At 40.0% G+C, this 13,843-nt stretch carries 11 protein-coding genes; 7 read left to right on the top strand and 4 right to left on the bottom strand.

From position 1 onward, the window contains the following. From lpdA to cysB, 3 genes are all read right to left on the bottom strand, one after another. Positions 1-1,710: a dihydrolipoyl dehydrogenase gene (gene lpdA, locus MDMS009_RS04820; RefSeq protein WP_008290564.1), complete on the bottom strand. Its 1,710-nt coding sequence runs from the start codon at positions 1,708-1,710 to the stop codon at positions 1-3. Positions 1,711-1,796: 86 nt separating this feature from the next. Next, a complete protein-coding gene (locus MDMS009_RS04815; RefSeq protein WP_008290577.1) occupies positions 1,797-2,345 on the bottom strand; it encodes an OsmC family protein in 549 nt (182 codons plus the stop codon). Positions 2,346-2,564: 219 nt separating this feature from the next. Continuing rightward, positions 2,565-3,539: an HTH-type transcriptional regulator CysB gene (gene cysB, locus MDMS009_RS04810; RefSeq protein ID WP_008290638.1), complete on the bottom strand. Its 975-nt coding sequence runs from the start codon at positions 3,537-3,539 to the stop codon at positions 2,565-2,567. A 472-nt stretch (positions 3,540-4,011) separates the two neighbouring features. Here cysB and mtoX point away from each other — a divergent pair, with 472 nt between their 5' ends. The 6 genes from mtoX to MDMS009_RS04780 all read left to right on the top strand — a co-directional run bounded on the left by mtoX (position 4,012) and on the right by MDMS009_RS04780 (position 12,188). Further along, positions 4,012-5,409: a methanethiol oxidase gene (mtoX, locus tag MDMS009_RS04805; RefSeq protein WP_008290534.1), complete on the top strand. Its 1,398-nt coding sequence runs from the start codon at positions 4,012-4,014 to the stop codon at positions 5,407-5,409. A gap of 24 nt (positions 5,410-5,433) precedes the next feature. Then, a complete protein-coding gene (locus MDMS009_RS04800) occupies positions 5,434-7,443 on the top strand; it encodes a cytochrome c peroxidase (RefSeq protein WP_008290644.1) in 2,010 nt (669 codons plus the stop codon). 15 nt (positions 7,444-7,458) lie between these two features. Then, on the top strand, positions 7,459-7,953 hold the full coding sequence (locus MDMS009_RS04795) for a TlpA disulfide reductase family protein (RefSeq protein WP_081443598.1): 495 nt from the start codon (positions 7,459-7,461) through the stop codon (positions 7,951-7,953). 31 nt (positions 7,954-7,984) lie between these two features. Continuing rightward, the gene (locus MDMS009_RS04790; protein WP_008290533.1) at positions 7,985-9,100 is read left to right on the top strand and encodes an MBL fold hydrolase; all 1,116 of its coding nucleotides are present in this window, start codon (positions 7,985-7,987) and stop codon (positions 9,098-9,100) included. After that, positions 9,093-10,340 (top strand): NAD(P)/FAD-dependent oxidoreductase, encoded by a 1,248-nt coding sequence (locus MDMS009_RS04785; protein WP_008290627.1) that lies wholly within the window; start codon positions 9,093-9,095, stop codon positions 10,338-10,340. The genes MDMS009_RS04790 and MDMS009_RS04785 overlap by 8 nt, the downstream gene beginning before the upstream one ends. A 111-nt stretch (positions 10,341-10,451) precedes the next feature. Beyond that, positions 10,452-12,188, top strand: coding sequence for a SulP family inorganic anion transporter (locus tag MDMS009_RS04780; protein WP_154646975.1), 1,737 nt, complete (start codon positions 10,452-10,454; stop codon positions 12,186-12,188). Here the strand turns inward: MDMS009_RS04780 and MDMS009_RS04775 are convergent. Then, complete coding sequence (locus MDMS009_RS04775; RefSeq protein ID WP_043887929.1) at positions 12,180-12,728, bottom strand: RNA polymerase sigma factor; 549 nt, start codon at positions 12,726-12,728, stop codon at positions 12,180-12,182. The genes MDMS009_RS04780 and MDMS009_RS04775 overlap by 9 nt on opposite strands. Positions 12,729-12,805: 77 nt before the next feature. On the opposite strand from MDMS009_RS04775, the gene MDMS009_RS04770 reads away from it, so the two are divergent. Beyond that, the gene (locus MDMS009_RS04770; RefSeq protein ID WP_043887928.1) at positions 12,806-13,693 is read left to right on the top strand and encodes a hypothetical protein; all 888 of its coding nucleotides are present in this window, start codon (positions 12,806-12,808) and stop codon (positions 13,691-13,693) included. Positions 13,694-13,843 lie beyond the last annotated feature (150 nt).

Raw genomic sequence — 13,843 nt, 5'->3', positions numbered from 1 at the left:
TCACCTATTGAGCGCTAAACTTGTACCAAGATAAAGATCTGTGATCGTAGATTCAAAGACTTCTGTAGCAAATGCTACCGTTTCTGATAGTGTTGGATGAGGATGAATAGTCGAGCTAATTGCATGAGCTTTAATATTGTTTTCAATGGCTAAGCCTATCTCCGCGATTAAGTCACCTGCATGTGCGCCAACAATCCCAGCACCAAGAATTTGATCTGTCACAAGATCAAACAATATTTTTGTCTTACCTTCTCCGCGCCCTAAACTTAAAGCTCGCCCACTAGCAGACCATGGGAATACACCAATACCGTACTTAACCCCTCTACTCCTTGCTTGCTTCTCTGTAAGCCCTATCCAAGAAACTTCGGGATCTGTGTATGCTACGGAAGGCACAACCGTTGCATCAAAACGACTATGGAGTCCAGCGATTACCTCAGCGGCAACTTTGCCTTCATGTATGGCTTTGTGCGCCAACATGGGTTTGCCCGCAATATCTCCTATTGCGAAAATGTTGTTAACATTTGTTCTTTGATAGCTATCAACGGGTATATATCCAGCCTCATCTACATATACACCAGCTAAATCAGCACTTAAAACATGTCCATTAGGGTGTCTTCCAATGGAAACTAATATCGAATCAAAAGCCTGAACTGTTGGCACTTCACTATTACCTTCGAAATGGACTGTTAACTCGGCATCATCAGCGACAACCTTGGAAACCATTGTCTCTAAATAAACATTGTATCTTTCCGCTATGCGGTCGTATAAGGGTTTAACTATATCGCCATCACACTCAGGTATTAACTGATCGTACTTGGCAGCAACAGTGACTTTGCTTCCCAATGCATCATATACAGCAGCCATTTCTAAACCGATAATGCCTGCACCAATAATCAGTAAACGATCTGGGATATGTTCAAGGGATAAAGCATTAGCAGAGTCAATTATTCTGGGGTCATCAGGTAAATGGCTAATTTTATTGGCTCGTGATCCCGCGGCAATAATTGCATGCTCAAAATCTAGAGTGCTCTCTTGATGAGGAGAGCCGTGCTCAGTTATCAACAATTGCTTTGAATTCAAAAACTCTGCAGTACCATGAAACACATCAACTTTTCTTAAACGGGCTAACTCCGTCACCCCATCAGTCAACTCAGATAAGGTACGGTCCTTCCATTTCCTAATTTTTTCAATGTTCAATTGGGGTTTGCTAAATTCCACTCCAAACTGATGAACCTCTTCTGCTTCATTAATAATTTTTGCAATATGTAACAATGACTTTGATGGAATACAGCCAACATTCAAACATACCCCGCCCAGTGATGAGTACCGTTCTATGAGCGCGACCTTCATCCCCAAATCCGCGGCTCGGAATGCGGCCGTGTAACCTCCTGGTCCAGCACCAATTACTGCCAGATCATATTTAGATGTTTTTTCATCTAGCATACGGGGCTCGTCACTTACCACATTACTAACTGGCTCTATGTGAATGTAACTTTCCCCTTCTGAAATAATTTGTCCCAATGCGATTGATAGTTGCTTGATAACTCCTTCATATTCTGACGTTATCTCAATCGTAGCCTTATCTCCCTCGACAACCATCAGAACATCGTTTACACGAATGTAATCACCTTCTTTTACATAGATCTCTATAATTTCGTAAGAAGCATCCTCTTTTCCTCCCACACTATCTAACTTAATCTCAATGGACATTGTTCATTCCCTACAGATTGTAATTCGGAGCTGTATAGCTGGAACAATCGTCAATATTCCAGCTATACAGTTCCAACTGAACTTGCTTACACAGCAATACCCACTTCAGACCGGTACAGCTCTTTACCGTTTACTTTTGCAGTACCACTGATAGATATTTCTCTCAATAAGGAGTCCATTACAGGGCAATGGCTTTCAACCGTTTCAATTAATGATTTCAGGGCCTCGTCATCGGCATCACTAACTAAATTGGCCTCAAATTTGATGTGTGTATATCCTGCGGGTACATTTTCATCCAGTCCAAACAGCCCCTTTAAATCTATGTCGCCCTTTAAAGATACTTGTACGCTGTCTAATTTAATTCCCATCACTGATGCATAAGCTGAATACATAATTTCTTGACATGTTCCGAGGGCAACTAACAATAACTCCACAGGGTGGGGCCCTGCATTTTGACCACCAAGTTCAGGAGGCTCATCAATAATTAAAGGTGTAAAGTCTCTGACTTTACCTAAACAACGAACATCCTCAACCCACTCAGTGTCAGCCTTAAAAAATACTTTTGATGCTTTTGGATTGGCTTGTATTGCAGAAATTGTTTTCATTACAGCGGCTTTTACGTCTGTTTGTGCCATGTTGTCCTCTCCATTCTATAAATTATTATTAGCAATGCACCGAATATGCATCACAGAATTTAGTATATATTCACAATTAAAATATAGTAATACTAAATAATTATATAAGGACCAGCATCTTAGATCTTATCTGCATACAAAAAATCTGCGACTCGAACTAAATTTCCTAGGGATGTGTAAGTCAATATCAACATGCGCGGTTTCTAACAGAAATCATATTCAATAGTGTGGGATGTCTAGTTTATCCATAATCGAAAACACTTCTTCACTACTAGGTTTCGCCAGTGTTCTTTCAACAATGTCTCGGGACAAATGTGGTGAAAATAGCTCGATAAAGTCATACATATAACTTCTTAGAGATACCCCTTTTCTGATTGCAATTTTTGCAACACAGTCATCGAACAACTCTCTGACATTAATAGATACTAAGTCGCAATCATCATCTGGGTCATAAGCAACACTAGCAATAACACCTACACCTAAATCCATTTTCACGTAGGCTTTGATGATGTCTGCATCGGATGCAGTCAACATGATATTGGGCTCCAACCCTGCTTTTTGAAAGGCATTATTCAGTTGGTACCTACCAGTAAAACCATTTTCATATGTCACTAGAGGATATTTCGAGAGTTGCTCTATAGATATAGGTGCACCAGAGGCTAAGGGATGGTCACGCTTTACAAGCACCAACCTATTCCATGAGTAACAAGGAAATGTAATTAAGTTAGAAAAGTCATCCATAGCTTCCGAAGCAATGGCGAAATCAACCATACCTTTTGATACCATTTCAAATGCTTGATGTGGGTTGCCCTGTTTTAATTGGAACCCAACTGACTCATGCATATTGGTGAAATGAATAATTGTTCTTGGTAAGACATACCTAGCTTGCGTATGCGTAGTTGCTATTGTGAGCTTGCCACTTATCTCCTCAGAAAACTCCTTAGCTACTGATTTAATATTATTCACACGATCCAGCACTTCAGAAGCCATCTCTAATATCGCGTTACCAACAGGCGTCAAGCCAGTCAGAAGCCTTCCGTTTCGCTCAAAAATATCTACGTTTAATTCCTCTTCAAGCAGCTTTATCTGTCTACTTACACCCGGCTGAGATGTAAAAAATTTATCAGCCGTTTTAGAAACGTTCAGATCATTAGTAACAATCCCAACAAGGTATTTTATTTGTTGTAATTTCATACTGACTTCCTTTTAACCTAAGCCTATTTTGTGCATCCACATTAGACTCAAGGTAGAACAAGTTGTAATAGCACAAGACATTCTTAGTATTAATACTTATATACTTATTACTTAAACTAATCAACAAGCATCTCAAAGCAATACTTAAAAGCTTTAAAATCAGTAACTAAACGAATTAAAGAGAAAAACAATAATATTTAAATCTGGTTTAGTTATATATAGACAACCTACCTTGTAGAAGGTATGGTTTACATCAGTGTTGCTTTTTTTATACTTTTTACCTATAACTATATTAACTGTTCAAATATAAGGGAGGTTATTCATCGTACAAAGATCAAAACCGGAAAGGTTCAAAAGCGTTAGCTTCGTTTACTGAGCGTAGATGAATAACAGAAAGCTAACAATTTGAATAAAACTGGTTATGTAGCTATACAAAACCGCAAATATGAAAATTGAAATGTAGGAGAGAAAAATGAAATTGTTTAAAAATTTTAAGGATAAATTGAAACCCACTTTAACGTTACTCGCGCCAATCGCTTTTGGTGCGGGTATGTTGATGAGTATGCCCGCGACAGTTCAGGCTGATGAAACCTGTATGTCGCCTTATATGGCCAAAATTTCTGGCCAAGAAGACTTTGTCTACGTCTGGACTCTGGGTGTTGAAGGCTTAGGTGATGGTCAAGATAAACTGGTTACTGTTTCGGTAAATCCAGAAGCTAAAGATTACGGCAAAGTGCGTCATGTCACCTCAGTTGGTGGTAGAAATGAAGCCCACCATTCGGGATTCACTGATGATCGTAAATACCTGTGGGCTGGTGGTTTGGATACCAGCAAGATCTTCATTTTTGATGTTCATTCAGATCCTGCAAAGCCTAAGCTAACAAAGGTTATTGATGATTTCGTAAGTACAACTGGCGGCGTAGTTGGTCCTCATACCCCTTATGCTTTACCTGGTCGTATGATTTGGACCGCTTTATCGAATAATCAAGACCATGGTGGTCGTACCGCATTGGTTGAATACACCAATGAAGGCGAATACGTCGATACCTATTGGATTCCTACCGATGACAACCTGCAAGGTGCTGAAAAAACAGGCCAGTATGCAGATGGTTATGGCTATGACATCCAAGTCTTACCTCGTCGAAACATGATGTTAACTTCATCATTTACCGGTTGGTCTAACTATATGATGGACTTTGGTCAGATGCTTCAGGATGAAGAAGCCATGAAACGCTTCGGTAACACTATGGTGGTTTGGGACTTACACACACGCCAACCTAAGCAAGTTCTTGATGTACCAGGCGCTCCACTTGAAATCAGATGTGCATGGGATCCAGAGCACAATTACTGCTTTACAACTACGGCTCTTACATCAGAAATCTGGTTGATCGAAGAAGATGGTAAAGGTGGCTGGAAAGCATCTATGGTTGGAACTGTAGGTGATCCTGCTGATATGCCATTACCAGTCGACTTCTCTATTAGTAGTGATGACACAATGATCTGGGTTAATACCATGACAGACGGTAAAACTCGTGGTTATGACATCACAGATCCATACAACCCTAAACTTGTACACGAAGAGTACATCGGTAGACAGGTCAATATGGTCTCATCAAGTTGGGACAATAAGCGTCTGTACTATACAACTTCATTACTTGCTAACTGGGATAAAAAAGGTGAGGACAATGAACAGTTTTTGAGACTGTATCACTGGGATGGTGAAAATATGGAAGAGCAATTCACGCTTGATTTCACTAAAGAAAAGCTTGGCAGAGCTCACCAAATGCGTTTCGGAGCCTATTCTCTCTATGGTAAACAAGCAAAAACTGAGAATAACGCCGCCGAAAATCTAGCAGTTAACAATAAGTAACAGTGTAGGTAAGGATAATTCACCATGAAACATCTAAACAAGACGTCGTTAATAATATCTTTCAGCTTCTTATTATTATCCACCAATGTTTTATCATTCGATGGGGCTGCAGGCCCACAGACCATATTGCCTGCACCCGGTTATGGTGAGTTAGACTTTGAGGCACCCAGTGCAGGTAGCTATAAGCTACCTGTACTGGGCTATGCCAAAAATGCAAAAGTCATTGATACCAATAACGAAACCGTGTCTTACCACGAAATGTTCAGAGGCAGATACACGCTACTGAACTTTATGTATACCCGCTGTGACGATTTAAATGGCTGCCCATTGACCCATGTCGTTTTCAGCCGAATTAAGGAGCTTGCCAAGCAAGACCCTACTGTCGCTCAAAACTTACAAATGCTGAGCATGAGTTTTGACCCGACGTATGATACTCCTGAGCACTTAAAAAAGCTTGAGAGTGGATTACATGATCAACATATGGATATGGACCATTCTTCGGGTCATGAAGGTCATGATATGCAGCATGGTGATCACCAAATGCATCATGAGCCAGAAACTGACACCGTAGACTGGAAATACCTCACCACACACTCTGAAGAAGAGTTGTTCCCGATTTTGGATGACTATGGTCAATCAGTGATTCCCAAGTCAGATGACGCCAGTGACGATGACGGTAATTTCTCACACATCTTACGAGTATTTTTAATCGATCCGGATCTGAAAATACGCAATATTTACAGCGTGTCATTTCTCCACCCAGACATCATCATTAATGATCTTAAAACCTTGATGATGGAATACGGTGTCGATGAAAGTAACGCTGAAAACCAGCACCTGCAAAATATTCGTATTGGTGCTGGGGACTCCAAAGCGGGTTATGAAAGTAAAAACTACATTACTAATTCGCTGAGCATTCAAAACCGTCAAGGTAAAGAAACCGACCTACTCAAATTTGTAGAAAACCCACCTCTGGGTTTACCTGAAGTGCCGGTACCGGCAGATAACCCGTTGACCGAAGCCAAAATCAAACTGGGTAAAAAGTTATTCTTTGACCGACGCTTGTCACTTAATAACACGATTTCCTGTGCAATTTGTCATGTTCCGGAGCAAGGCTTTACCAATCATGAAATATTGACTGCGGTAGGTTTTGAAGGCCGCTCAGTAAAGCGAAATGCACCCACTATCTATAACACGGCTTATTTCAAAAAGTTATTTCATGATGGTCGTGAAACATCGCTTGAACATCAAGCCTGGCAGCCCATGCTGGCGCGAAATGAAATGGCCAACCCCTCATTTGGAGTGGTGATCGAAAAACTACGCAATCTAGAAGATTATGTCGGATTATTTGAAGCGGCATTTGATGGGCAACAAGCCAGTTTTGAAACCATTCCTAAAGCGATTGCATCGTATGAGAGAACATTAAACTCAGCTAATTCACCTTTCGATCGCTGGTATTACGGTAAGGAAAAGGATGCGATGCCGCCATCGGCGATTCGAGGGTTTGATCTGTTTGCCGGCAAAGCACAATGCATCGCGTGTCATAGCGTCACCGAAAAACATGCTCTCTTTACCGATAACAGTCTGCATAACACAGGCATCGGTTGGGAAAGAGCGATGAAAAAAGATCCCGAAACACAACGCGTTCAAGTGGCGCCTGGTCGTTATTTGGATGTTAAAAATGACATTATTAAGTCAGTTGGTAGCAAAAAAGAAGGTGATCTGGGTCACTATGAAGTCACGCAAGATCCGGCAGATCGTTGGAAATATCGTACTCCTTCATTGAGAAATGTCGCCTTAACAGCACCCTATATGCATGATGGTTCAATGCCTAATTTAGAGAGTGTGGTTGAATTTTACAATAACGGCGGAATTGAAAATGAAACTCAGTCACCACTGATTAATCCATTGAATCTAACTAAGAATGAAATGGATGATCTCGTAGAGTTTTTGAAAGCTTTAAATGGAGATAATGTGACTGAAATTATATCCGATTCTTTTGCCACACCTATTGGTGATCACTCAAACAACTAATCGGAGACTATTTCAATGCGTAGAAACTACTTATTCACAACAATTTTGCTTTTCCTCTTTTCTGTGCCTGTCACTGCAAAGGAGTTAATGCTTCCAATTACACCACAAACACCTGCAGAACAATTTCAACTTCAAACTCCTCAGGGAGAATCATTAGGCCTTGATGATTTTAAAGGGAAGTATGTATTGGTGAATTTCTGGGCACATTGGTGTTCTCCATGCATAAAAGAGTTTCCTGATATGCAACGGCTATATGAGCAAACAGATAGAGAACGTTTCGAAATTATAGGCATTCATGCAGGCCCATATACAACAGAGGCTGCAGAGTTCATTACACACTTTGGCATTACATTTCCAGTTGTAAGTGACCCCGATACTAGCCTTAAAGGCTGGAATGTCAAAGCTTTGCCAATGACATATTTAGTTAATCCCGAAGGTCAGCTCATCTATGAAGCAGTCGGACCTAGAGAATGGGACTTTCAAGAAATGAAAGCTCTGATAACAAACTAATAATTTGAATAAATCTCATTAGGAATCTGAAATGTTATTTAAACAACTTTTTGATGCGGAAAGCAGTACGCTCACTTATTTAATAGCAGATGCCACTTCATCAGAAGCCCTCTTAATTGATCCTGTAGATACAGAAATAGAAACATACAAAGCGTTGTTGAAAGAGTTCGGTCTAGTATTGAAATACTCTCTTGAAACGCATGTTCATGCAGATCACATTACAGCAAGTGGACTGCTCCGACGGGAGCTCCATTCTAAAACAGCTGTTAGTCAGCAATGTGACCCCCAAAGCGCAGATATTAAAATCTCTGATTGGGACAAATTTCACTTAGGTGATGAGGAAACAGTTATTGCAAGAGCGACGCCTGGTCATACAAAAGGCAGCGTTTCATTCTTGTGGAGAGATCGAGTCTTTACTGGTGACAGTTTACTAATCAATGGCTGTGGGCGAACAGATTTCCAAGGTGGTGATGCTGGCATTTTATATGACAGCATTACTAACATCCTATTCAATCTTCCCGATGAAACTCTAGTCTACCCCGGTCATGATTACAAAGGTTTTAGAGTAAGCTCTATCGGTCAGGAAAAGCTTAGCAACCCTCGCTTAGCGGGGAAAAGACGAACTGATTTCATCGAAATCATGGACAACCTTAATTTACCGAAACCTAGGCTCATCGATGTTGCAGTTCCTGCCAATATATATTGTGGTATAGAGGAAGAAGAAGCCACTCAATCATCAGACCTTGCAACTTTTCCTGCACCATATACTTTTAGTCCAGCCCAGCTAGTAGCTAAGGTAAAACCCAGAGTCACTGAGATAACTGTCCAAGAAGTTCGCACGCTAATGAGTAAAAGTGATGTTTGCCTTATTGATTTACGTGAAGAAAACGAATATGCCGATGGGGAAATTGATGAAGCATTGAAAATACCTAGAGGTGTCCTCGAGTTCAAGATCAATGATATAGAAAAAATTACAAATCCAGATACACAAATAATTTTATTTTGTCGCTCAGGTAATCGCTCAGCGCTGGCTGCAGACAGCCTGAATAGCATGGGATTTAAAAATGTAATGTCAATGATCGGTGGATACCAAGAATGGGAAAAGTACAAAAATATATATGAAAACAATGGAGAGTATTATGGATAACCATTTCAATGTTGTGATTGTTGGTGCAGGGGCGGCTGGAACCGCTGTAGCTAACGATATTACTAAACAACAGCCATCACTCACTGTAGCAATTATAGAACCTTCGGAGTTACATTATTACCAACCTGCTTTTACGCTTATTGGGGGCGGTGTATTTAAGTTTAAGGACGCTGTTAAGAATCAATCCAGCCTGTTACCGGCATCCGTCCGTTGGATAAAAGATTATGTAACAACATTTAGTCCTGAAAAGAACAGTGTCAGTGTAAAGTCCAATACAAACTATACATATGATTACATGATCGTATGTCCCGGCTTACAGGTTGATTATGAAAAAATAAAAGGCCTTAAAGAAACGTTAGGTCAAAACAATGTCTGTTGTAACTACTCTCCTGAGCATGTCGATTACACCTGGCAAACAATTCAGAAGATCACTTCTGGTAATGCCTTATTCACACAGCCTCCAATGCCGATAAAATGTGCTGGCGCCCCCCAGAAAGCAATGTACTTAGCTGCCGATCATTTCAGAAAAAATGGCAACCTGGACAAAATAAACGTTGAATTTTTTAATGCAGGCCCCGGCATGTTCGGCGTGCCTTTTTTTGCCAAAGCGCTTGAAAAAGTAGTTGCCGGCTATGGCATCAAAACCCATTTCACAACCAATCTGGTCGAAATAGACGGTCCAGCTAAAAAGGCCACATTTGAGGTCAAGAACTCATCCGGTAACACAGAACTTGTCGAAAAATACTTCGATATGATTCATGTCACGCCACCGCAGAGTGCGCCGGACTTTATCAAAGAGTGTCCATTGAGCAATGAGGCGGGCTGGCTCGATGTGAACCCAGAAACCTTGCAACATACCCAATATAAGAATGTATTTGGTCTAGGTGATGTGATTGGTACCACTAATGCCAAAACAGCTGCAGCCGTCAGAAAACAAGTGCCAGTGGTCGTGGACAATATTCTCAACCTAGTCGGAAAGCACCAGCTGAGTGCTAAGTATACGGGCTATGGCTCTTGCCCTCTGACCACTTCGCTTTCCACGGTCATACTCGCAGAATTTTCATATGGCGGTGAAGTTACACCATCATTTCCACTATTAAACCCAAGGAAAAATCGATATGTATGGTGGCTTGTAAAACGTTATGGCCTTCCGTGGCTGTACTGGAGGATCATGCTCAAAGGTAGAAGAGTTGATCTTCCTAGCAAAGCAAAATATGCCGATAAGTTTCTGACTCCTTAATTATGATCAAATATATACATATATTAAATTCAAATATATAATAAATACCTCCTGGCAACCTACTGCCAGGAGTGAAAATAAAATCAATTTAATCACTTATAAGTTATGTATATGCCGGCATCACTATTTAGAAAGTTAGCAGTAAAAATACCGCTAGCAACTTCGCTAAAAACATATCGTTGGGAATTGTTCCATAGTGATGTTTTTGCCGGGATAATTACTGCGATACTCTTAATTCCGCAAGGCATGGCATATGCACTCCTAGCCGGACTTCCTGTTCAGGTGGGCATTTATACTAGCCTGCTTCCAGCAATAGCATATGTTCTTTTTGGGACGAGTAGAGTACTGTCCGTCGGGCCCGTATCGATTGCGGCTATTATGGTTGCAAGTGCACTGTCATCCCCTGAAATTATGGAATATGGCACTCCTATTCAAAATGCCATGATTTTAGCTCTGGAAGGTGGGTTGATTTTATGCTTGATGTCACTTTTGAATATGGGAAATCTCGTACACTATATAAGCCAACCAGTCTTATCAGGCTTCACTTCTGGCGCAGCGGTAATAATTCTTATTAGTCAGATCCCGCATATGATTGGTCTGCATGTACAGCCATGCAACACCATTGAAAACTGCGTAACACAGATACCTACTAACATTAACGTCCATGAAATGGGCTTAGGCCTACTGGCCTTCTCTCTGCTCATCATCATGGGAACACCACTTAGTAAGCTTCTAATTTACTTCAACCTCAAAAAAAGTCTGCGTACAGCCCTAACAAAGTCAGCCCCACTCCTGTCAGTCATTTCCGGGACACTATTGGTTACCCTATACTCTCTTCAAAATACACAAGGCGTGGATATTGTGGGCTCTATCCCTCAGGGAATGCCCGAGGTTAGTTTTAGCTTTTTAGAAATATCTACCGAGCATGCACTAGTACTATTACCAAGCGCAATCTTCATTAGCCTAATAGCTTATGTAGAAAGCGTAGCAATCGCAAAAGTTATGGCTTCCGCTAGAGGAGAGAAAATATCTCCTAACCAAGAGCTTGTAGCACTTGGGACTGCAAACCTCGCCTCATCCATATCTGGAGGAATGCCGGTTGCTGGAGGCTTTAGCAGAACCATGGTGAACTACTCTGCAGGTGCACAAACTCAAATCGCGATGCTTATTGCCGTAACACTCATTGCTGTAGTTCTTCACAGTCTTACTCATACACTAGAATATATACCTACAGCAGCACTTGCAGCCATAATAATCGTTGCAGTAACCCCTCTAGTAAAACTAAAAAGTATTTTTCAAATATGGCATCAAGATAAAGCAGATGGTTTTAGTCAGGCGATAACGTTTATCGGAGTGCTGGCCTTAGGAATTGAAGAAGGAATTATACTGGGCGTAGTCGCCACTGTTTTTAACTACCTTAAACGAGCAGGTAAACCTCACCTAGCTGTCGTCGGTAGAATCAAAAATACCAATCATTATAGAAATATCAATCGCCATAATGTTGAGACTTGGAAACATCTCTTATTGATAAGAATTGATGAGAACATAACATTTGCCAATATCAATTACATTGCCGAATTCATTGAAAAGGAACAAAAGAATTACGATGCTAAAACTATTGTTCTGATTTTTTCTTCTGTTAGCTATGTTGATACAACTGCAGTTAGCACATTCAAAGAAATGATTGCTGGACTTAGACTAACAGGCACAATAATTCACCTCTCTGAAGTAAGAGGCCCTGTATTTGACAAGCTCAAAAAAATGGATTTTTTTAATGACTTATTGCCTGGGCGTGTATTTTTTCAAACTAATGAAGCTGTAACAAATGTTACAAAAACTTTAAATTGATTTCTGAAATAATCGCTTTTTAGCTCTGCTCAAAATAACCCTGCTATTAACTATGCTGATACTCATGAGCTCAGAAATTTCAAGGTTAGAGTATCCATAAATAAATTTATACTCGCAGGCTTTTTTTTGGTTTTCTGTCAGCCTCATCCAGTTGCTTTCTAACTGTTTAATTTTATCAAATAACTCACAATTATCTTCAGGTTGAGCACACATGATTACATTGTGTGGTTGCTCTAAGGCCATGAGGTCATCTTCATTCATGCTGATGAGCTTACTTTCCCTCTTAATGATGTTTATTGACTTATTAATAACAGCCTTATTTAACCATGCTTTTTGGGAATGGATCTGGCAGCCTGCTCTCTTCAACTCAATGAATGTTAACCATGTATCTTGAACAATTTCTTCAGCATAGCCCCCCCCAACCATTGACCTAGCTTTGTTTACCAATGAGGAGTGATACTTATCTACTAACGCCTCAACATCCAATAAAGTATCACGGCTTTTACCCTCATTTTTATTCAATAAAATATCTATACCCATATTCAGTCAGAAGTTTACTATCCAGCACTTTATATATACAATATGATTATATACATATATAAATAGAAAATAAAACAATGACTACTGTTAGCACCTTTATATTTCTAATATTGACCTATTCCAGTAATTTAATTTTAACTAAGTTAGCACTTCAAACAGGCGAGATGGATCCGTGTTTATTTAGTTTTATGAAAGTAGCGACAGCAGCTTTTATAGTCTTGACTGTTCTTCCAAATGCAGTAACTCAATTTGCCTACCGTAATAACTTCAGCCTGTTAACAACCAGCCTGTTATTTGTTTCTTCAATCTTTACACTCTCAATCGCATTACCTGATTTGGGTTTAGTTATCTCATCCCTCCTACTTTACGGCTCATCGATTGTGTTCAGAGTTCTTTTCAATATTTCTCCAAAAAACATAATGACTAATTTGTCTTCAATATTTTCGATAATCATTATCAGTATTGGTGCTGGTATGTTTTTTGAGCTCCCATCTATTACTAACTATAATCACTCCTCATTACTGCTAATAATATTTTCAGGTGTCTCATTTGCATTATTTTCTCCTGATAAGTCTCAGATTAAACTGTCATATCAGTGGCTTAGGCGGATGTTTATGATGTCAGCCATTGTCGGTCTTATCTTATTCTTTTCTATTGTTATTAAGTCTTCATATGTAGTGTTCAATATTGATGGAATTATTTATGCAATCGTCACCGGCACTTTCTCTACTGGCATGTTTTATTGCCTATGGTTATTCACCGAGAATAAATTAGTCTCACATATGACTGGGTTGTTTTCGGTAATAATAGTGATCTTATGGGGAGTGTTTGTCTCAGCAGAGTCTATAAGCACTTCGGAGGTATCTGCAGGTACGCTGATCATACTTGGTATATTGATTCATACATTGGCTTCTCCAACCACTTACACATCGCCGTCTGAAGTTAATTCAGATACCACCTCATGAAATAGTACATTTAGGCCTTGATGGGAGAGTGACAAGACTTCGATACCTTTGTTTTTACATCTCAAGCATAGAAAGGTTTATGATTTGAATACTGGCTGATAAGCACCAAGCCATCTTCATTTTTCCAGAAGTGCGATTGAGTGAGTTGTC

The sequence above is a fragment of the Methylophaga thiooxydans DMS010 genome, from assembly GCF_000156355.1.
Classification (GTDB): domain Bacteria; phylum Pseudomonadota; class Gammaproteobacteria; order Nitrosococcales; family Methylophagaceae; genus Methylophaga; species Methylophaga thiooxydans.
This window is presented reverse-complemented; position numbering and strand designations above follow the sequence as displayed.